Annotated in this window: 21 protein-coding genes and 1 pseudogene; 12 read left to right on the forward strand and 10 right to left on the reverse strand. The window is 71.9% G+C overall.

Annotated features, from left to right (window positions below; translation table 11 throughout):
• Positions 1-23: 23 nt before the first annotated feature.
• Positions 24-728 carry an intradiol ring-cleavage dioxygenase gene (locus ACGFYU_RS01085; protein WP_393825122.1) on the reverse strand — a complete coding sequence of 235 codons (705 nt, stop codon included), beginning with the start codon at positions 726-728 and terminating at the stop codon, positions 24-26.
• 115 nt (positions 729-843) lie between these two features.
• Between ACGFYU_RS01085 and ACGFYU_RS01090 the strand changes: the two genes are divergently transcribed.
• The 4 genes and pseudogenes from ACGFYU_RS01090 to ACGFYU_RS01105 all read left to right on the forward strand — a co-directional run bounded on the left by ACGFYU_RS01090 (position 844) and on the right by ACGFYU_RS01105 (position 4,189).
• Positions 844-1,323: a DUF3887 domain-containing protein gene (locus ACGFYU_RS01090; RefSeq protein ID WP_393825123.1), complete on the forward strand. Its 480-nt coding sequence runs from the start codon at positions 844-846 to the stop codon at positions 1,321-1,323.
• A gap of 44 nt (positions 1,324-1,367) precedes the next feature.
• Positions 1,368-1,870: pseudogene (locus tag ACGFYU_RS01095) on the forward strand (NADPH-dependent F420 reductase).
• A gap of 115 nt (positions 1,871-1,985) precedes the next feature.
• Positions 1,986-2,786, forward strand: a complete 801-nt coding sequence (locus ACGFYU_RS01100; RefSeq protein WP_393825124.1) for a crotonase/enoyl-CoA hydratase family protein — start codon at positions 1,986-1,988, stop codon at positions 2,784-2,786.
• Between the two features lie 74 nt (positions 2,787-2,860).
• Entirely contained in the window at positions 2,861-4,189 is a 1,329-nt protein-coding gene (locus ACGFYU_RS01105; protein ID WP_393825125.1) for a ricin-type beta-trefoil lectin domain protein, read from the forward strand.
• Positions 4,190-4,251: 62 nt separating this feature from the next.
• On the opposite strand, the gene sigJ is transcribed toward ACGFYU_RS01105, so the two are convergent.
• On the reverse strand, positions 4,252-5,175 hold the full coding sequence (gene sigJ, locus ACGFYU_RS01110; protein WP_393825126.1) for an RNA polymerase sigma factor SigJ: 924 nt from the start codon (positions 5,173-5,175) through the stop codon (positions 4,252-4,254).
• A 157-nt stretch (positions 5,176-5,332) separates the two neighbouring features.
• Between sigJ and ACGFYU_RS01115 the strand changes: the two genes are divergently transcribed.
• The gene (locus ACGFYU_RS01115) at positions 5,333-5,722 is read left to right on the forward strand and encodes a hypothetical protein (protein WP_393825127.1); all 390 of its coding nucleotides are present in this window, start codon (positions 5,333-5,335) and stop codon (positions 5,720-5,722) included.
• A gap of 17 nt (positions 5,723-5,739) precedes the next feature.
• Here the strand turns inward: ACGFYU_RS01115 and ACGFYU_RS01120 are convergent, their stop codons facing one another.
• Entirely contained in the window at positions 5,740-6,996 is a 1,257-nt protein-coding gene (locus ACGFYU_RS01120; protein ID WP_393825128.1) for an MFS transporter, read from the reverse strand.
• Between the two features lie 43 nt (positions 6,997-7,039).
• A complete protein-coding gene (locus ACGFYU_RS01125) occupies positions 7,040-7,279 on the reverse strand; it encodes an ABC transporter permease (protein WP_393825129.1) in 240 nt (79 codons plus the stop codon).
• Positions 7,280-7,436: 157 nt separating this feature from the next.
• On the opposite strand from ACGFYU_RS01125, the gene ACGFYU_RS01130 reads away from it, so the two are divergent.
• The 4 genes from ACGFYU_RS01130 (at position 7,437) to ACGFYU_RS01145 (ending at position 9,431) form a co-directional block, all read left to right on the forward strand.
• On the forward strand, positions 7,437-7,859 hold the full coding sequence (locus tag ACGFYU_RS01130) for a hypothetical protein (protein ID WP_393825130.1): 423 nt from the start codon (positions 7,437-7,439) through the stop codon (positions 7,857-7,859).
• A 94-nt stretch (positions 7,860-7,953) separates the two neighbouring features.
• Complete coding sequence (locus ACGFYU_RS01135; RefSeq protein WP_393825131.1) at positions 7,954-9,006, forward strand: sulfite exporter TauE/SafE family protein; 1,053 nt, start codon at positions 7,954-7,956, stop codon at positions 9,004-9,006.
• Positions 9,003-9,218, forward strand: coding sequence for a heavy-metal-associated domain-containing protein (locus tag ACGFYU_RS01140; protein ID WP_393825132.1), 216 nt, complete (start codon positions 9,003-9,005; stop codon positions 9,216-9,218). The genes ACGFYU_RS01135 and ACGFYU_RS01140 overlap by 4 nt, the downstream gene beginning before the upstream one ends.
• Before the next feature lie 90 nt (positions 9,219-9,308).
• Positions 9,309-9,431, forward strand: coding sequence for a hypothetical protein (locus ACGFYU_RS01145; RefSeq protein WP_393825133.1), 123 nt, complete (start codon positions 9,309-9,311; stop codon positions 9,429-9,431).
• An 18-nt stretch (positions 9,432-9,449) separates the two neighbouring features.
• Here ACGFYU_RS01145 and ACGFYU_RS01150 read toward each other — a convergent pair whose 3' ends face one another.
• A complete protein-coding gene (locus ACGFYU_RS01150) occupies positions 9,450-10,301 on the reverse strand; it encodes a GNAT family N-acetyltransferase (protein WP_393825134.1) in 852 nt (283 codons plus the stop codon).
• Positions 10,302-10,612: 311 nt separating this feature from the next.
• On the opposite strand from ACGFYU_RS01150, the gene ACGFYU_RS01155 reads away from it, so the two are divergent.
• The gene (locus tag ACGFYU_RS01155) at positions 10,613-11,854 is read left to right on the forward strand and encodes a TerD family protein (protein ID WP_393825135.1); all 1,242 of its coding nucleotides are present in this window, start codon (positions 10,613-10,615) and stop codon (positions 11,852-11,854) included.
• A 120-nt stretch (positions 11,855-11,974) separates the two neighbouring features.
• Here ACGFYU_RS01155 and ACGFYU_RS01160 read toward each other — a convergent pair whose 3' ends face one another.
• Together ACGFYU_RS01160 and ACGFYU_RS01165 are read right to left on the reverse strand one after the other, a co-directional pair.
• On the reverse strand, positions 11,975-13,366 hold the full coding sequence (locus ACGFYU_RS01160; RefSeq protein WP_393825136.1) for an FAD-binding protein: 1,392 nt from the start codon (positions 13,364-13,366) through the stop codon (positions 11,975-11,977).
• A 97-nt stretch (positions 13,367-13,463) separates the two neighbouring features.
• Positions 13,464-14,036, reverse strand: a complete 573-nt coding sequence (locus ACGFYU_RS01165; RefSeq protein ID WP_393825137.1) for a TetR/AcrR family transcriptional regulator — start codon at positions 14,034-14,036, stop codon at positions 13,464-13,466.
• 74 nt (positions 14,037-14,110) lie between these two features.
• Between ACGFYU_RS01165 and ACGFYU_RS01170 the strand changes: the two genes are divergently transcribed.
• Positions 14,111-15,316: an FAD-dependent oxidoreductase gene (locus tag ACGFYU_RS01170; protein ID WP_393825138.1), complete on the forward strand. Its 1,206-nt coding sequence runs from the start codon at positions 14,111-14,113 to the stop codon at positions 15,314-15,316.
• On the opposite strand, the gene ACGFYU_RS01175 is transcribed toward ACGFYU_RS01170, so the two are convergent.
• Both ACGFYU_RS01175 and ACGFYU_RS01180 read right to left on the reverse strand, forming a co-directional pair.
• Positions 15,310-15,651, reverse strand: a complete 342-nt coding sequence (locus ACGFYU_RS01175) for a hypothetical protein (RefSeq protein WP_393825139.1) — start codon at positions 15,649-15,651, stop codon at positions 15,310-15,312. The genes ACGFYU_RS01170 and ACGFYU_RS01175 overlap by 7 nt on opposite strands.
• Positions 15,652-15,895: 244 nt before the next feature.
• Complete coding sequence (locus ACGFYU_RS01180; RefSeq protein ID WP_393825140.1) at positions 15,896-16,354, reverse strand: flavodoxin family protein; 459 nt, start codon at positions 16,352-16,354, stop codon at positions 15,896-15,898.
• Positions 16,355-16,461: 107 nt separating this feature from the next.
• Here ACGFYU_RS01180 and ACGFYU_RS01185 point away from each other — a divergent pair, with 107 nt between their 5' ends.
• Entirely contained in the window at positions 16,462-17,139 is a 678-nt protein-coding gene (locus ACGFYU_RS01185) for a hypothetical protein (RefSeq protein ID WP_393825141.1), read from the forward strand.
• 110 nt (positions 17,140-17,249) lie between these two features.
• Here ACGFYU_RS01185 and ACGFYU_RS01190 read toward each other — a convergent pair whose 3' ends face one another.
• Complete coding sequence (locus ACGFYU_RS01190; protein ID WP_393825142.1) at positions 17,250-17,540, reverse strand: hypothetical protein; 291 nt, start codon at positions 17,538-17,540, stop codon at positions 17,250-17,252.
• Positions 17,541-17,552: the final 12 nt, after the last annotated feature.

Genomic DNA, 17,552 nt, shown 5'->3' on the forward strand with positions numbered 1-17,552 from the left:
AGGCGTGGGTGCTCGACTTCGGCTCAGGCGATTCCGATGGTGTACGCGGCCCGGTAGCCGTCGCCGTCGCGCGACGGGGCCAGCGTCATGGTGGCGCCGGCGGCCCGGTAGCGGCTGTCCCGGCGGTTGGGGTGTTCGGGTGCAGTGCGGCGCGCGTAGGGCTGGCGCGCGTACACCTGGAGCAGGAGGTCCTCGGGGAAGAAGAACTGAGAGGTCGTCTCGCTACGGGAGTCGGGGTGCACCTTGAAGTGGATGTGCGGCGCCAGCCCCGCGTACCAGCCGGGCACGATCGTCCGGAACACGCACCGGCCGGCTCCGTCGGTGACCTGCGTGCCCCGCAGGAAGGTGTCCTTGCCGGTGGAGTACGTGCCCGAGGCATCGGCATGCCACACGTCGACGGAGGCGGCCGCGACGGGCCGGCAGCCCGCCGACACCCGGACCACCGTCAGATCCAGCCGGAACGGCACCCCGCCCCTGCCCTCGGTGATGTCCGAACGGACCCGGTCCAGGTCGAGGTAGTACGGGCCCGCGCCCGCCTCGGGGGTGAGGACACAGGCCGGCGTACTGCTGCCGCCTGACGGGCGGGGCGCTGCCGCCGACGGCCGGCCCGCCGGGCCCGGGGTCCCGCCAGGGCCGCCGCAGGCCGCGGTCAGCAGGGCGGCCCCGGCCGATCCGGCGGCCAGGAGCACCGCACGACGACTGGTCCGGAAGGTGTCGTTCTCGGCCATGCGTCCCACTGTGCCGGAAGGCGGAGTTCCGGGCCGGTACTGACATGCGAAGGCGGAGCGAGTGGAGCAAGATGGACGTATCCGGCCCCCCGAGCCAGGGAAAGTCGTGGTCCTGATGCCCGACAAAGACACAGCGGTCAGCGGCAAGCGGCGGCGGGTCCGGGCGGTGGCCGCGGTCACCCTGGCCGCCTGTGCGCTGTTGCCGGTCAACGGTCCCGCGTCGGCCGCGACACAGGCCGACGCCGCCTCGACGGTGGCGGCGGCCCCGGTCCAGACCCGGTACGACCGGATCGCCACCCAGGCGCTCGACGACATCGTGAAGGGCGACTTCACCGCGGCCACGGCCCACTTCGACGCCACCGTGCGGAAGCTGCTGCCCCCGGACGTCCTCGCGAAGTCCTGGCAGGCCTACCAGGACCAACTCGGGCGCTATCAGTCACACGGCGATCCCAAGGACACCGCATTCGGCGAGCTCACCGTGGTCAACATTCCGCTGACCATGGAACACCGGCCCGGAGAGTTCCGCGTGACCTTCCACGAGGACGGCAGCATCGCCGGCCTGTGGTTCCTCGAGCCGGGAGTGTCGATCTCATAGATCGGGCCTACGCCTTTGGTCCCGGCCGGGGCTGGCGTCGCGGTATGCGAATCGGATTGCTTGGAACCGGCAACGTCGCCCGAGCACTGGCCCACGGCTGGAGCGCCGCAGGACACGAGGTGCTCCTCGGCTCACGCCGCCCGCGGGACCGCACGGGCCTCGGTCTCCCGGTGGCGGGCCTGAGCTAAACGGCCGCCCACGCGGAGGTACTGGTCAACGCCACCCCGGGGGCCGCCTCCGTGGAACTCCTGCACTCCATCGGCGCGCCGGCACTGGCCGGCACCCTGCTGATCGACATCGGGGTCGGCCTCTCCGCGACCCGGCAGGTCTCGACGGGCCGAGCACCGTCTTCCTCTCGGGCGACGACCCGGAAGCCAAGCGCACCACGGCCCGGCTGCTCACGGACCTGGGCCGGCCCCCGTCGTCCCAACTGGACATCGGCGGCATCACCACCGCCCGCGGACAGGAACACTTCGCCCTGCTCTTCATGGGCATCGCGGTCGGCCTCGGAACCCACACGTTCAACATCAACGTGATCAGCCGTTGACTCCGGGCGCCCGTTCGGTCCGCTCGGCGCGCGGCGTTTGAGTACCCTCCGTTCGGGCGCCGGTTCCGCACCGCGCGTCCGCGGGAGGAACTCGAGTCAGGGAGGCACTCACCACATGGCATCCGAGCACGGCACGACCTCCGATCCGGTACGCGTCCACCGCCGGGGCGCGGTGACGACCATCAGCCTGAACCGGCCGCACGTCCGCAACGCCGTGGACCGGGACACCGCCACGGCGTTGGCCGACGCGTTCCGTGCCTTCGATGCCGACCCCGGAGCGGCCGTTGCCGTTCTCCACGGTGAGGGAGGGACCTTCTGCGCCGGGGCCGACCTGAAGGCCCTCAGCGCGGGCAAGGGCAATCGGGTCGCGGCGGACGGCGACGGCCCCATGGGCGTCTCCCGGATGCGGCTCTCCAAGCCGGTCATCGCCGCCATCAGCGGACACGCCGTCGCCGGCGGACTGGAGCTGGCGCTCTGGGCGGACCTTCGCGTGGCCGACGAGAGCGCGGTGTTCGGCGTGTTCTGTCGCCGCTGGGGCGTACCGCTGATCGACGGCGGCACGGTACGGCTGCCCCGCCTGATCGGCACGAGCAGAGCGATGGACATGATCCTCACCGGCCGGGCCGTGGACGCCGCCGAGGCCCTCCACATCGGCCTCGCCAACCGGGTGGTCCCGGTCGGCGAGGCCTTGGCGAAGGCCCAGGAACTCGCGGCGCAGCTGGCGCGGTTCCCACAGACCTGCATGCGCGAGGACCGCATGTCCGTACTCGAACAGGAAGGCCTCGACGAACGCACGGCCCTCGCCGTCGAGTTCGGGCACGGCACGGTCTCCCTCGCCGCCGAAGCCGTGACCGGGGCCGCCCGGTTCGCCTCCGGTGCCGGACGCCACGGGCTCGACGGCGGTCAACTCGGCTGATTGCGGGGAGCTTTGGCCCACTCGCCTATCATCAGTTCGATTCTTGATGATGAGAGGGTATTGAGCACTTGCGATTGACAGGCAAGCACCGGATATCCATCGTCGCCGCCGCGGCCGTGGCGGCCATCGTGGGAAGTCTGCAACTCCCCTCCACCGCGTTCGGCACCGAGGACGCCGGGAACACCCCGGCGCAGTCCACGAGTTCCCCGACCGAACCGCCGGCGGGGGAGGCACCGGACTCCCACGCCGAGGACTCCGCCACGTACGGCAGTGACAGCACGCCCTTCAAGGGCGGGGTCATGTCACTCGGCGCGGAGGGGCCCCGGCCCACGACGAGGTCGGCCGCGGCCGCCGCACCCGCACCGCCCCAGGGCGAAGGGTGGAAGCTGAGCGGCGCGACCAAGTGGCTGCAGACCGGCTACACGATCAAGTTCTACGACCAGAAGTCCGCGGACTGGCTGGCCCCTTACGTGCAGGCCTCCGCCGCGGACCTGCGGCGCATCACGAACCTCCCGGTCACCGTCGACACCAAGCCGGTCGGCTGGGACTACGTGAGGCCCAAGGGCGAAGTGATCATCGGGGTCCTGCACCGCCCCTGCCTGCCGCCCGCCGGAGAAGGCAGCATGGGCAGCACCGGCTGGAAGGTGGTCCGCGACGGATCCGGCAGCGCGAACCTCAGCTGCGGCTTCACCAACTCCTCGATCGCGGAAACCGTGACCAGCGGACACGCCTACATCGACGACGAGTTCTTCACCGCGGCCGGCAAGCCGACGGCCGCCATGGGCGAGACGTACATGCGCAACCACATCAGCCACGAGCTCGGACACACGCTCGGCCTGGCGCACGCCAACCGCAGCATGAACAAGAGCGACTGCGTCAAGGGGACCGACTCCGGCCAGTTCCCCGTCATGTGCACGCCCACGTACGCCTACCAGGACAAGCGCGCGGGCACGTACGTCCAGCAGTTCGACGTACAGGGCCTGCGCCTCCTCGCGGCCGGCGCCGGCGCGGCGCTGTCCCCGCAGGGCAAGGTCAGCGGACTCGGTGCCAAGTGCCTGGACGTCAAGGGCGGAAAGGCGGCCAACGTCACGCAGATCCAGCTCTACACCTGCAACGGATCCGTCGCACAGTCGTGGATCCTGGGCAAGGACGGTACTTTCCGCGCGCTCGGCAAGTGCCTGGACAACGCGCGCAACGCGAGCACCAACGGCAACAAGATCAGCCTCTACGAGTGCAACGGCTCGGCGGCGCAGCGCTGGTCCGTCAACGCCAAGGGCCAGATCGTCCACGTGGCGTCGGGCAAGGTCCTCGACGTGACCGGCGGCGCGACCGCCAACGGCACCGTGGTCCAGCTCTACACCGCGAACACGAACAAGCGCCAGGTCTGGGTCATGCCGAAGTAGCCCCCGGCCACCCGCGTGCGCCGTACCCGCCCACGGGGTACGGCGCACGCTGACGTGCGGGGTCAGCTCTGTCCGTTCTCGGTCCACAGACGGAGCTTCTCCGGGTTGCGGACCGCCCAGATGCGAGTGATGCGGCTGTCGGTGAGGCCGAAGGCGGCCACGGTCACGGTGGTGCCGGAGTGTTGGGCGACCAGGCCGGGCCGTCCGTTGACCGTCCGTTCCAGGAGCGTCAGTCCCGGGGCCTTGCCGGCGATGAAGATCAGGTACTCGGCGATGCGCCTGCTGCCCTCGACCGGGCGGAGGACGGCGCCGACCAGGCCGCCGCCGTCGGCGATCATCACGGCGTCGGGGTCGAGGAGGTCGACCAGGGCCTCGATGTCCTTGGCCTCCCACGCCTCTTTGAAATGCCGCACCAGCCCGGCCTGTCCGGCCGTCGGAACCTCCGGGGCCTGCGCGGCGCGGATACGCCGACGGGCCGAGGTCGCCAGCTGCCGGCAGGCCGCGGGGGTCCGGCCGACGATCCCGGCGATCTCGGGGAACGGGTACCGGAAGACGTCGTGGAGGACGAACGCCACGCGCTCGGCCGGGGTCATCGACTCCAGGACGACGAGGAAGGCCATGCTCACCGACTCGTCCAGGGTGACCCGATCGGCGGGGTCGGCCCCGCCGTCCCCGACCCGCCCGCCGAACCACTCCGTGCGTTCGGGCAGCGGCTCGGGTATCCACTGGCCGACGTAGCGCTCGCGCCGGGCCCGGGCCGAGCCCAGCATGTCCAGGCAGATGCGGCCGGCCACCGTCGTCAGCCAGGCGCCGGGCGACTCGACGGCCTCCTGCCGCGGCCGGGACATCGCGTACCAGCGGGCGTAGGTCTCCTGCACGGCGTCCTCGGCCTCGGCCAGTGAACCGAGCAGCCGGTAGGCGAGGTTGATCAACTGGCGCCGTTCGCCGACGACCGCGCCGAGGTCCGGCTCGGATGGGGTTCTCATGGCTGCGGCCGCTCCCTGGTTCTTATCGTCTGTTCCGCTCTCGGCAATTCGACGAAATACGGCACCGGATGGTGAGGTCCGGCCCCTCGCCTCACACTTCGGGGGCCCACGTCGTCGGACCGTCGAGACAGTACCGATTCGAAGAGGGGACCGTGTCATGGCCACCACACGGACGACGGCAGCACAGGGCAACGGCAGTTACACGTTTCTGCGGGTCTCGATCGCCCTGCAGAGCACGGCGATCTTCTTCCAGGCGGTCACCGCCGGACTGCTGCTGTCCACTTCGTACGGGGAGACACTCCACGGCGTCGGAGCACGCGTGATGTACGGCGCCTCGATGGTGTACGTGCTCGCCGCGATCCTGGCCTGGCGGCCGGGCGGCGGCTCACCGCGCCCCATCCTGTACGCCTCCGGCTTCCTGGCACTCGCGTCGGTGCAGGTGGTCCTGGGCATCGCGCACATGCCGTCCCTCCATGTCCCCCTGGGCATCCTGATGTTCGGCCTGAGCGTCCTGGCCCTGGGCCAGGCGCTGTCCACCGCCCGCTGAGCACCGCCCCTTCGGCCCTACGGGGTGTCGGATCCGCTCCGGACCGGGTCCGGCTCCCGGTGCGGAGCGTGGTCCCGCCGGGGCAGCAGGACAGGGGTGAGCAGGATGAGGAGACCGGCGACGGCGATCGCGGTGCGGGGGCCGGTGATGCCGGCCAGTACGCCCCACAGCCCGGTCAGGGCGGCGACCGTGGCCTTGCTGGTGACCGACCACGCCGACAGGGTGCGGGCGATCCGGTCCGTCGCCGTCCGGTCGAGCCGGTAGGTGGCGAACACCGGGTTGAACACGCCCATACAGGCGATCAGCCCGAACTCGACCGCGATGACGAGTACGAGCCCGGCCAGTCCGGGCCGGATGAAGGCCGGCCCGAGCGACCAGCACGCGCGCAGCGCCCCGGCGGTGAGCATGACCCTGTGCCGTCCGAAGCGTGCGACGAGCGGGCGGGCCAGCCGTGCGCCGACGATGCCGCCGACGCAGGGCAGGCCGAAGGCGAGGCCGTACTGCCACGGGGCGAAACCGAGCTCGCCGAGCATGAGGACGGCGAGCAGCGGCGAGGTGGCCAGGATCAGACCGTTGACCAGGACCGTGTTGAAGAACAGGGGGCGCAGGGTCGGGTGGGTCAGGATGTACCGCCATCCTTCCAGCAGGTCGCCGGGCCGCAGCCGCGCCCCCTGGGCACCTGTGCGCACGGGGCGCGGCTCGCTGCCGCCGATCGCACGGATCCCCGCGGCGGAGAGCAGGTGGCTGACCGCGTCGGCGACCACCGTCATCACCGGGCCGAACAGCCCGATCGCGGCGGTGCCGACCGGCGGTCCGAGCACGGTGGCGGTCCAGGTCGTGGACTCGAACCGGCCGTTCGCGACGAGCAGGTCCTCCGGCGGCACGAGCGCCTTCAGATACGCGCCGCTGGCCGCGGTGAACGCGATGCCGGCCGCACCGACGACGACGGACACGACCAGGAGCTGGACGAAGCCGAGCAGGCCGAGTGCGTACGCGGCGGGGACGCTCAGCAGGGCGACGAACCGGGTCAGGTCCATCGCGACCATCACCGGCCGCTTGCGGCGGAACTCCACCCACGGGCCGAGCGGCACCGCGACCACGGCCCCCACCGCCAGCCCCGTCGCGGCCAGCAACGACACCTGGGTCGGCCCGGCGTGCAGCACGAGGATCGCGATCAGGGCGAAGGCGTCGAAGGCGAGCCACGTGCCGAAGGTGCTGACCGCGTACGCCGCCCACAGCCACCCGAACCGCCGGCCCAGCGACCTCCCGCTCACCCTGTTCAGTGCGTCCCCCGATCCCTCCCCCGTACAGTACGGGTCACTCGGCCCGTGCCGTGGCGGCCCTGCGCCACTCGGAGCGGGCCAGCAGGGAGAACACCGCGGTGGCACACAGCAGCAGCCCGACGATCACCCACTCCAGCGCGCCGCTGTGCTGGTCCGGGTCCACCTCGAAGATGCCTTCGATCCAGTCGGGCCACGCGAGGGTGAGGACGAAGAGGATCCCGCTCACGGCTGCCAGGAACGCCTCGATCCATCCGCGAAGTCTTACGTTCTTCATGACCGGCACCTTCCACGGGGCGGCGCCCTTCGAAGAACCGTCCGTGTTGTTCACGATAGGTACCGGTCGGGTGCCCCGCCTGTCCACGGTTCAACATTTGAACGGCCGGGTGAGGGCGGTGGGCGGGGCGTCGGGGCGGCTGGGTAGAGTCGCGGTCATGCTCGCCCGCACTGCCCGGCGCCGTTGGCCGCCCGTCGCCGCCTTCCTGGTCGGTGTGCTGCTGGCCTGCGCCCATCTGATGTGGGGCCCCGGGCACAGCGGCGCGATGGCGATGCCCGGTCCCATGCCGGGAATGGCGGCCATGGCAGGGACGGCCACGACGGCCGCCGAAGGGGCGGCGGATTCCGGACCGCGCCAGGCCGTTTCCGGTACGGGCCACGCAGGCTGTCCGGTGATGAGCACGGACTGCCCGCTCGCGACCGCGCACCCGCCCCTTCCCGTCGCGCTCGCCGCGCCGGGCCCTTCGACACCCCTGCGGCCGCCGGTGGCGTCCCACGCGTCGGCGTCGACCGCCGAGGACGGGTGCGCCTGGCCGCGGGCACCTGACCCCGTCGCTCTCCTCTGCGTCAGCCGGACCTGACACCACCCCGCACCCCCGTCGGCCACGTGCCCGGCGGGCGGGTGCTCCGTCGTGTCCTGATCCGGTACCTGCCTCTCGGGAGAGTTCCTCCGTCATGTCCACCACGTTGTTCGTCACCGGTCTGACCACCGGCCTGTTCGCGGGCGGCGCATCCTGCGCTGCCGTCCAGGGCGGCCTGCTCGCCGGCGCGGTCGGCCGCCGTGCCACCGCCTGGACGCCCGAAGCTTGGGAACGCAGCGGCCTTTTCACCCCCGTGGCCGCGTTCCTCGGCGCCAAGCTGGCCTCCCACACCCTGCTCGGCGCCGCCCTCGGCCTGGCCGGGGCCGCCGTCCAGCCCGGCCCGCGCACCCGCGCCGTCCTCCTGGTGGCGAGCGCGCTGCTGATGGTGCTGTTCGCCCTCGACATGCTCGGCGTCCGCGCCGTACGCCGCTTCGTGCCCCACCCGCCCGCCTCGTGGGGCCAGCGGGTGCGCCGTTCGGCGAAATCGACGGCCGTCACCACACCCGCCGTGCTCGGCTTCCTCACCGTCCTCATCCCCTGCGGCGTCACCCTGAGCGTCGAGCTGATCGCCGTCACCACCGGCTCACCACTGGCCGGGGCGGCGGTCATGGCCGGCTTCGTCCTGGGCACCGGACCGCTCTTCGCGCTCCTCGGCTTCTTCCTGCGCTCCGCCGCGAAGCTCTGGCAGGGCCGGCTCACCGCCGTGACCGCCGTGATCGTGTTGGGCGTGGCCGTCTGGACGCTCACCTCCGGGCTGCGACTGGGCGGCTGGTGGCCCTCACCCGCCCCGCCGGCGGCCGCGTCGGCGCCGGGGGAGAGGGCGCAGACGGTGACCACCGCGAACGGCACCCAGACCATCACCGTCCAGGCCCGTACCAACTCCTACGCGCCCGCCAGCATCACCGCGGCCGCCGGCGTCCCCACCAGGCTGGTCGTCGCCACCCGCGGCACCAACGGCTGCGTGCGCTCCTTCGTCGTCCCGGACCGCGGCGTGCAGGAAGTCCTGCCCGTCACCGGCGACACCGTCATCGACCTCGGCACCCCCAAGGCCGGAGTCCTCGCCTTCACCTGCGGCATGGGCATGTACGGGGGAGAGATCCGCTTCCAGCAGCCCGCCGCGCCCGCACTCCAGGAGACCACCCGATGACCCTCCGCCTCCAATTCGCCGTCACCGGCATGCACTGCAACAGCTGCGGCCTCCTCATCGACGACGAGATCGAAGAACTCGCGGGCGTCACCGCCAGCACCACCGACCTGCGCACCGAACGCACCGTCGTCGAACTCGCCCGTCCCGTCCCGGCCGAGCAGATCATCGAAGCCATCGCCACGGCCGGCTACACCGCCACCCTGACCGACTGACCCGACCCGGGCGGCCCCCGACCCCGGGGCCGCCCGCAACACCGGCCGACACCCTGCGCACGGGCCCGCTGCCGAACGCGATTTCCGGTCGTGCGCGCCGCGATGCTGTTCGACCTCGAATGCCCGGTGGCCGACGACGGACCGGCGGTCGGCCGCTTCGACGTGTTCAACCACCCGTTCCCGGTCCGGAGTACCGCACCGACCACCCGGTAAACGTTCCCGGTCAGAGCACTAGAGGTCGATCGAGCGGAACTCGTCCAGCACGGCGAAGCCCGTGCTGTCGTACAGGCGCATCGCGACCTCGTTGCCGCCGAAGACGTTGAACATCATCGCCTCGTCGCCGCCCTGCCGGGTGGCCCACTCGCCCACGGCCATCGCCGCCCGGCCGTAGCCCTTGCCGCGGTGCTCCTCGTACACCTCCAGCGAGAAGCCGAAGGTCACGCCCGGCAGGAAGCCGTGGTTCACCCAGCCGGTGCCGACGACCTGGCCGTTGGCCTCCATGGCGTAGAAGGCGTGGCCCGGCGTCAGGTAACCCTGCGGGAGGTGACGGGCGAAGTCCTGGTCGGACTTCGCCTTGGCCTGCTCCGGAGTCAGCGCGCCGGCCCGGACGATGTCCGCGATGTACGCGGCCTCCTCACCGGCGTACCAGGCCGGGTACTCCTCCTCCGTGAGCCGGCGGACCGTCAGACCCGGTGGCAGCTCGGGCTGCTCGGTCACGGCGCGCATCCGGTTCTGCCCCCGCACGGGGTAGTCGGCGAAGGCTCCCGCCCCACCCGTGAGGCGGACCTCCACCCGCCGCGCCCCGTGCTCGGCGCACCACCGTTCGGCCCACTCGCGCCCCTGCGGCACCGTGAGTTCGTGGATCCTGCCCACGGTCGCCCCGTTGTCCTCCGTCACCCCGACGGCGATCCACCCGACGCCGTCCGTGGCCACCGTCCACCCGTCGACCCCCTGCACGGCCCGCTCCAGCAGAGCCCGCGCCAACGGCTCCGAACACCCCGCGGCCCGATACCCGGTCAGAACCCGCTCCTCGAACCCACCCCGCCACTCGCCGTGGTCGGCGACGATCTCTATTCCGCTCATCGGACAACCCTAGCCAGGGGCACCGACAGAGCGAGTCCACGCTCGCTGTCGGATCTCATGTACGGCAAGGCGCGGGCGGCACTCGCTCAGCCGCCGAAACAGCACTGGAGAGTCTTCGCCGGTCCCTCGACTTGAGCGACCCGGCAGCCGACGGTCCCCACCGCTGGGCCTCTGCCGCGGCACGCGGCGACTGCGGATGGCGTCGCGCACGACTTCCCCCCGGGAAGGGCCAATCCGTCGCTTCGGGGAGGGGAGCATGCCAAAACCTCGTAGGCTGCGGGAGTGGCAAAGGCCGCGGGAGGGGGATCCACATGTCCTTGAAAAAGGGTGCCAACGTACCGGTGGCGAGTACCAGCGTCCGGGTGGAGCTGGGTTGGCAGGGGGGCCCGGGAGCCCCTGATGTGGACGTGTCGGCGCTCTTGCTGACGGCGGCCGGCAAGGTGCGGTCGGACGACGACTTCGTGTTCTACAACCAGCCCGTGCACAGCAGCGGTGCGGTGCGTCACGAGGGCAGGCGCCAGGAGGGCACGGGCGCGCTCGAGACGATCGGGGTGGCGCTGTCCGCGCTGGAGCAGGAGATCGGGACCGTGGTGGTCGTGGCGTCCACCGACGGTACCTTCGGTCAGGTGGCCGGTCTGTTCGTGCGTGTGCTGGACGCGCAGAGCGGCGCCGAGGTGGCGCGGTTCGACGCCACGGATGCCACCTCGGAGACGGCGTACCTGCTCGGGGAGCTGTATCGGCGCAACGGCGCATGGAAGTTCCGGGCGGTGGGCCAGGGATACGCCTCCGGCCTGGCGGGGCTCGCCACCGATTTCGGTATCACCGTCGACGAGCCCGCTTCGCCTTCGTCGGTGCAGGCGCCGGCGCCCGTCGTCCCCGCACCCGCCCCCGTGCCGCCTGCGCCTGTCCAGCCGGTCCGACTGTCGAAGATCACGTTGACGAAGGCGGCGCCCGCGGTCTCGCTGACCAAGCAGGGGGCCACCTCGGGAGGCATGCGGGTCAACCTCTCCTGGAGCGCCCCGAAGCCTCCGCGTGGCTGGATGAAGAAGGGGAAGGACGCCGTCCGGCTGGAGGACGTCGACCTGGACCTGTCCTGTCTGTGGGAGCTGCAGAACGGCGCGATGGGGATCGTCCACCCCATCAACAACCAGTTCGGCTCGTTCGACCAGCCGCCGTACATCCGGCTGGACCAGGACGACCGGACCGGCGGGAGCGAGGACGGCGAGAACCTCCTGATCAATCTTGATCACGCGGCCGAGATCAAGCGCATCCTGGTGTTCGTGGCCATCTACTCCGGGGCGTCCAGCTTCGCCGGCCTGCACGGGGTCGCCACGCTGTACCCGCCCGTCGGACCCCCGATCGAGATGCGCCTGGACGAGTGCACCGTGCCGTCGCCGGTCGCCGCGATCGCCATGATCGAGAACGTGGGCGGGGAACTGATCGTCCGGCGAGAGGCGAAGTACATCGTGCTGCCGCCCGGCATCCTCAAGCAGCAGGCCGTGGACCTCGAGTACGGCTGGGGAATGACCTGGCACGTGGCCAGCAAGGACTGACCGACCGCGCGGGCCGGCGTCGGCATCCGCTCAGAGCCAGCCTGCTGCGCCGCCTTGAGGCCGGCTCCGGACCGCCCGACGGGTGGTCCGGCCCTCCGGCGTACGCGAGGGGCCCCGTGCTCAGAAGATGCGCTGGCCCGGAGTGAGGATGCCGTCGGGGTCGTAACGGTGCCGTGCGGCCTTGAACTCGTTCCAGAAGGCGCCGAAGTGGTGCTCCCAGTCGGCCGGGGTCAGCGGCACCGACCCGATCGGGTACCAGCGGCCACCGGCGTCGACCGTGGTGTCGTACTGCACGCGATTCGCGGCGACCATCTCCTCGGCCGAATCGGCTCCGGGTGAAGCGGTTTTGAGGAGGGAGAAGAGATACGCGAGTTCCGCGTCGGGCAGGGCCGGGAGCGGGGTCGTGCACTTGGCGGTGAGGATGGGGTAGAGCAGGATGACCGCGCTCGCGCCGAGTGCGGCGGCCTTGAGGTTCGCGAGCGTCTCCGTGACGACGCCGTTCACCGAGGAGGCGGGGAGCAGGCTGTCGTACCAGGGGTGCGGCCGCTGCCACTCGCCGATGGATCTGAGGGTCTCCACCAGCGGGGCGATCCTGTTGAGGAAGTCGAAGTAGTCCAGATCCTGGGCCTCGACCGCGGTGTGGTGGCCCAGGTCCGCCAGGAGCCGGGCGTCGTCCATGGACGTGGCGTCGTAGGCGGCGGCCTCGATCACGTAGGTCCAGCCCTCCGGGGAAGGCGACTGGACCTGGCCGGCGAGGTAGTCGAAGCGCCCGTCCTCGATCAGCTCGGCCTGCTGCGCGGTGAGCGCCTCCACGCTCGGACAGGTCAGTGTGTAGAACCGTACGGACTGGGGCGCGGGGACCAGCGGGATCGTGGCGCGGGTGATGATCGCGCACTGACCGAGGCCGCCGAGGGCGGCCCTGAACAGGTCGGGGCGCAGGGTGGGGGAGCAGGTCGTGATCTCGCCTTCGCCGGTGACGACCTGCAGTTCGAGCACGTTGGCGACCTGGGTCCCGTAGTGGCCGATCTGCCCGCCGAGGCCGCCGGCCGACAGCGTGCCGCCTATGGACAGCTCCAGGTAGTCGGTGAACGCGGGCGGGGTGAGGCCCAGGGGGAGAGTGGCCCGGACCAGGGTGCTCCACAGCGCCCCGCTCTGGACCGTGGCCGTATCGTCGCGGATCTCGATGGAGTTCAGCGTGCCGAGGTCGATGACGAGGCCGGCGGGCACCTGGGCCTGACCTTGGGTGGAGTGTCCCTGGCCCCGCCCGGCCACGCGCAGTCCGCGTTCGCGGCAGTAGCGGACCATCGTGGCGACGTCCTCGGCCGAGCCGGGCTTCAGGACCGCCGCGGGCCGCCGGTGGATCAGGCCGCCGAAGTCGGTGGACGCCGCTTCGAGAGCGGCCTCGTCGAAGCACAGTTCCCCGTCCAGCGGCGGGACCGCGTCGAAGGCGTGGGCGGCGCGGCGGGTGGCGCCGGGTTCCGGCTGCCGGGAAGGGCGGTGGGGACGAGTCACGCTGGCTCCAGTCGGCTCGGGTACGAACACACTTCCTCCACAGGATGGGCGTCATCCCGTCAGAAGGTTCACCGAATCGACAAGTTGGGGTCGGTCGTCAGTCGGCCAGCGCGGCGTCGAGCATCCGGCGGGCGAGTGCCGTGAGTTCCGCCGGGTCGGGCGCCGGCCGGGTGCGGGCCATCGCGCCGGCGAGGCGGTCGAAGAGCACGCCTTCGGTCCAGGCGACCAGGAGCTCGGAGGCCTCCTGGGGCCGAGCGGCGCCGAGGGCCGCGAGGATGGCGGCCGCGCGGGCTCGGGCGGCCTGGCCCGCCCGATGGAGGGCCGCCGCCAACTCCGGCGTGCGCGCGGCCTCCAGACTGAGCTCGTAGCGGGCCAGCTGGCGCTCGCGGCCCGTGGTCAGCCAGTGGTGCAGCACCGCCCCGATCATGGCCGCTGCCTCCTCCCGCGAGGCCGGCCGGCTCGACCCGGTGTCGTCCAGGTCCAGTTCCGCGATGCGCGCACAGCACGCGCCGATCAGCGCCGTACGCGTACGGAAGTAGTACGACGTACTGCCTGCGGGCAGCCCCGCGGCGGTGTCGATCGCGCGGTGCGTGAGCCCCCGCAGCCCTGCCGTGGCCAGGGTGGCGATCGCGGTGTCCGCGATGAGGGTGCGGCGGTCGGGGGTGGACATGCCCCCACTCTACAGTTGTAGAGTGAGGCTCTACAGATGTAGAGGATGCCTGAATCGAACGGAAGAGGTGCTCCATGCCGAAACGTCACGCGGTGGTCGTCGGGGCCGGAATCGGCGGCCTCACGGCCGCCATCGCACTGCACCGGCGCGGCTGGCAGGTCACCGTCTGCGAACGCGCCCCCGAACCCCCGAGCACCGGCGCCGGCATCGGCCTCGCCCCCAACGCCCTGCGCGCGCTCGACAGCATCGGCGTCGACGCCGCCCGGGCCGCCGGCAGCGCCGTACCCGAAACGATGGGCGTGCGCCGCTCCAACGGCCGGTGGCTCACTCGGGCCGACACCGCCGACATGGCGGCCCGCTACGGCATACCCCCGATCGCCGTCCCGCGCCCCGCCCTCACCGCCGCCCTGGCCGCGGCCCTGCCGTCGGAGGCCCTTCGCTACGGCACCACCGTGACCGCCATCGACGACGCTTCGGGCCGCCCGACCATCCGTACGGAAGCCGGCCCGGACCTGCCGGCCGATCTGGTCGTCGCCGCCGACGGCATCCACAGTCCGCTCCGCCGCGCCTACTTCCCCGCCCACCCCGGACTGCACTACATCGGCGAGATCGCCTGGCGGACCATCGTGGACGCCCCTGACCTGCGCATATCGGCCATGAGCGAGACCTGGGGGAGGGGCGAGCGGTTCGGCGTGACCCCGCTCTCCGACGGCCGGTTCTACCTCTACGCCACCGCCGTCGTCCCGGCCGGAACCCGGTCAGCCGACCCGCGCGCCGAACTCCGCCGCCGCTTCGCCTCGTGGCACGACCCCATTCCGGCCCTGCTGGACCGTATCGACCGCCTCGACCCCGCCGCCGTCCTCAGCAACGACCTCTACGACCTGGCCGCCCCGCTCCCACGCCTGCACCACGGCCGGATCGCCTGGCTCGGCGACGCCGCCCACGCCATGGCCCCCAATCTCGGCCAGGGCGGCTGCCAGGCCATCGAGGACGCGGTGGTCCTGGCCCACCTGCTTCCCGCCGGAGACGGCGCGGAGAGCGAGGACGGCGCGAACTCCGTCCCGGCCGCCCTCGCCGCGTACACCGCCGCCCGCCGCGACCGCACCGACGCCGTGCGCGTCCGCCGGGTCGGCCGCGTGGGCGCCCTGCGCAACCCGCTCGCGGCGGCGGCCCGCGACCTCGTGGTCCGTGCCACCCCGGACCGTCTGGCCCTGCGCGGCATGGACGACCTGTTCAACGGCTTCCGGCTCCCCGGTAGGCGGCAGGGAATCGGTCAGTAGACGAGCTTGTACGTCACGTCCTTGGGGACCGGGGCCGGCGCGGTGTCGGTGTAGAGCAGCCGGATCGTCGTGAAGCGCCGGAGGTCGGGGTGCTCGGGCCAGGCCTGCGGGTTGCTCAGGGTCACCGTGACCGGGTAGGCGCGGAAACGGCCGGCCGCGCAGTAGGGGCGGCAGTCGTTCACCATGTCTGTGCCGGTGGCCGTCGCGGTCTTCGGCCCCCAGGTGTCCCAGCGGAGTTTCACGAGGCGGTTGTTCCCGTCCCCGCAGGCCAGGAGGTATTCCTGGGGGCGCGTCTGGGCCTGGGAGAAGCAGTCGACGACCACGACCGGATCCACCGGAGGATCCAGAGTCCGGGCCGGTGCCGTTCCACTTGCGCGCGCGGATGCCGGGATCACGGCGGCCGTCACGGCCGCGGCGGCGCACAGCAGGGTCGTCGTCCGCACCCTGCACCAGGACGCGCCTGTGCGCCGACCGGCTGCTGAAACGTTCACGAAAGACCTTCCTCGCGACTCCGCCCGCCGCCGGCGCTGCGGACACCCCCAGCTTCCCCCATCCGTGTGCACCCCGCACCCGGAGCTCCTACGGGAGTTCCCGCAGCCCCTCGGCGAACGCGTGCGCCGCGGCCAGGTCCCCGGCGTTCGGCCGCTGCTTGTTGATGCCGCCGACGAGCTTGAAGGGCGCCCAGGTGTCGAACGCCCGGCACAAGAAGCTCCCGTCCACCGCGAAGCCCTTGCCTTCGAGGAGCCGGACCAGGGGGCGGGTGAAAGACACCGGCGCGATCTCGGGGAGCCCGCTGGTGGCGAACACGAACGCCCGGCCCCGGGTGAGGGGGAGCGCCTTGACGAAGTCGGTCAGGCGGGGGTGGAGCCTGCTGTAGAAGACGCCCGAGCCGAATCCCACGAGGTCGGCGCCGGCCAGCTCCGCCGGGTCGGCCTCCTCGGGGGAGACGACCTTCGCGCCCAGTGCCCGGGCCATGGTGTCGGCTACACGACGCGTATTGCCGTGCGACACGGAGGCGCACACGATGATGGTCTTCATCCTGACGATCCCTTCTCTCGCTTCCGTAGTGAGGACCGCGCAGCGGCGCCGGATGTGACAGAGGAACCGACGGAAGTTTTTCCGACCTTCGAAGGGGAGCTGTGACCATGGCGGTGGCGATACCCGGGGCGCGGGAGCGCCTCACCCGGGCCGCGGAGGAGCTGCGTGCGTGCCTGCGCCGGTCGGCCGGGCAGCTCACCCCGGGTCAGGTACCGGAATTCCCCCTGCCCGAAAGCCCGTTCGGCGATCATGGCCGGGTGCCGGCGATGTGGCACTACTCCTTCGTCGAACGCGTACGGGCCCGCGACGCACGGCCCCCGCGCGACGCGTACCCCGCCGATCTCGCCGCCCGCGCCGCCGCCCTGCTGACCGCCGAGGGCTGGGGGACCCCCGAACCGCGGGCAGGGCAGCACGGGGGTGCCCTGGTGACCGGCGCCCGCGACGGCATGGAGATCACCGTGTCCGTCGTCAAGGGCCACGACGAGGTGGTGTACTCGGGCCGGACCCCGGAGGTCGCACTGTACGAGCCGGTGCCGCACGTCCGCCCCGAGCCGGTGGTGACCGAGCAGACGCTGACCTCGGGCTACGACCTCTGCTACGAGTGCGACGGACTGGGCTGGTGCCCGGCCTGCGAGGGCCGCGGCTGGGTCCTGGGCGGCCGAGGCGGCTGGGGCGCCGGCAACCGCCCCCGCGACCCCAACCGCCTGGGTCTGTGCTCGTTGTGCTTCGCCAAGCGGTTCTGCCCGATCTGCCGCGGGGCGGGGCAGCTGCACCCGCGCCGTTAGACAACGGGCCCCGGGAACCAGGGAGGTTCCCGGGGCCTGTTGGCGCCGTTACGGGCAGCCGTTCACGAGCCGCCGCTCGCCGGCGGGCTGCGCCGGTCGGTCCGGAGGGGTCAGCGGTCGATCCAGTAGTGCGTGATGGTGCCGCTGCCGCAGGTGGCGTACTGGTTGCGCGCGTCGGTCTCCCAACCGCTGTAGTAGTGCTTGCCGTCAGTACACTTCACGCCCACCCGCCAGGCCGAGCCCGCGGAACACCAGCCCCGCGCCGTCTTGCTGCTTATCTTCGTGGTGGAGCAGGCGAGGGCGCCGCTCTCGGCGGCCTGGGCGGTGCCGGCCAGGCCGAGTCCGGCGAGTGCGCCGGACAGGACCATGGCGCCGACTGCTGTGGCGATGCGCATGCGCATGTGTGACTGCCC

Origin of the sequence: Streptomyces sp. NPDC048337 (assembly GCF_043201175.1) — a bacterium.
Classification (GTDB): domain Bacteria; phylum Actinomycetota; class Actinomycetes; order Streptomycetales; family Streptomycetaceae; genus Streptomyces.

Excerpts from the sequence above, each read along its gene's own strand:
- ACGFYU_RS01115 (WP_393825127.1), top strand. The coding sequence starts at position 5,333 with ATGGCCACCACACGGACGACGGCAGCACAGGGCAACGGCAGTTACACG.
- ACGFYU_RS01170 (WP_393825138.1), top strand. The coding sequence starts at position 14,111 with ATGCCGAAACGTCACGCGGTGGTCGTCGGGGCCGGAATCGGCGGCCTC.
- ACGFYU_RS01100 (WP_393825124.1), top strand. The coding sequence starts at position 1,986 with ATGGCATCCGAGCACGGCACGACCTCCGATCCGGTACGCGTCCACCGC.
- ACGFYU_RS01090 (WP_393825123.1), top strand. The coding sequence starts at position 844 with ATGCCCGACAAAGACACAGCGGTCAGCGGCAAGCGGCGGCGGGTCCGG.
- ACGFYU_RS01185 (WP_393825141.1), top strand. The coding sequence starts at position 16,462 with ATGGCGGTGGCGATACCCGGGGCGCGGGAGCGCCTCACCCGGGCCGCG.
- ACGFYU_RS01140 (WP_393825132.1), top strand. The coding sequence starts at position 9,003 with ATGACCCTCCGCCTCCAATTCGCCGTCACCGGCATGCACTGCAACAGC.
- ACGFYU_RS01165 (WP_393825137.1), bottom strand. The coding sequence starts at position 14,036 with ATGTCCACCCCCGACCGCCGCACCCTCATCGCGGACACCGCGATCGCC.
- sigJ (WP_393825126.1), bottom strand. The coding sequence starts at position 5,175 with ATGAGAACCCCATCCGAGCCGGACCTCGGCGCGGTCGTCGGCGAACGG.
- ACGFYU_RS01190 (WP_393825142.1), bottom strand. The coding sequence starts at position 17,540 with ATGCGCATGCGCATCGCCACAGCAGTCGGCGCCATGGTCCTGTCCGGC.
- ACGFYU_RS01085 (WP_393825122.1), bottom strand. The coding sequence starts at position 728 with ATGGCCGAGAACGACACCTTCCGGACCAGTCGTCGTGCGGTGCTCCTG.
- ACGFYU_RS01135 (WP_393825131.1), top strand. The coding sequence starts at position 7,954 with ATGTCCACCACGTTGTTCGTCACCGGTCTGACCACCGGCCTGTTCGCG.
- ACGFYU_RS01150 (WP_393825134.1), bottom strand. The coding sequence starts at position 10,301 with ATGAGCGGAATAGAGATCGTCGCCGACCACGGCGAGTGGCGGGGTGGG.
- ACGFYU_RS01125 (WP_393825129.1), bottom strand. The coding sequence starts at position 7,279 with ATGAAGAACGTAAGACTTCGCGGATGGATCGAGGCGTTCCTGGCAGCC.
- ACGFYU_RS01155 (WP_393825135.1), top strand. The coding sequence starts at position 10,613 with ATGTCCTTGAAAAAGGGTGCCAACGTACCGGTGGCGAGTACCAGCGTC.
- ACGFYU_RS01130 (WP_393825130.1), top strand. The coding sequence starts at position 7,437 with ATGCTCGCCCGCACTGCCCGGCGCCGTTGGCCGCCCGTCGCCGCCTTC.
- ACGFYU_RS01180 (WP_393825140.1), bottom strand. The coding sequence starts at position 16,354 with ATGAAGACCATCATCGTGTGCGCCTCCGTGTCGCACGGCAATACGCGT.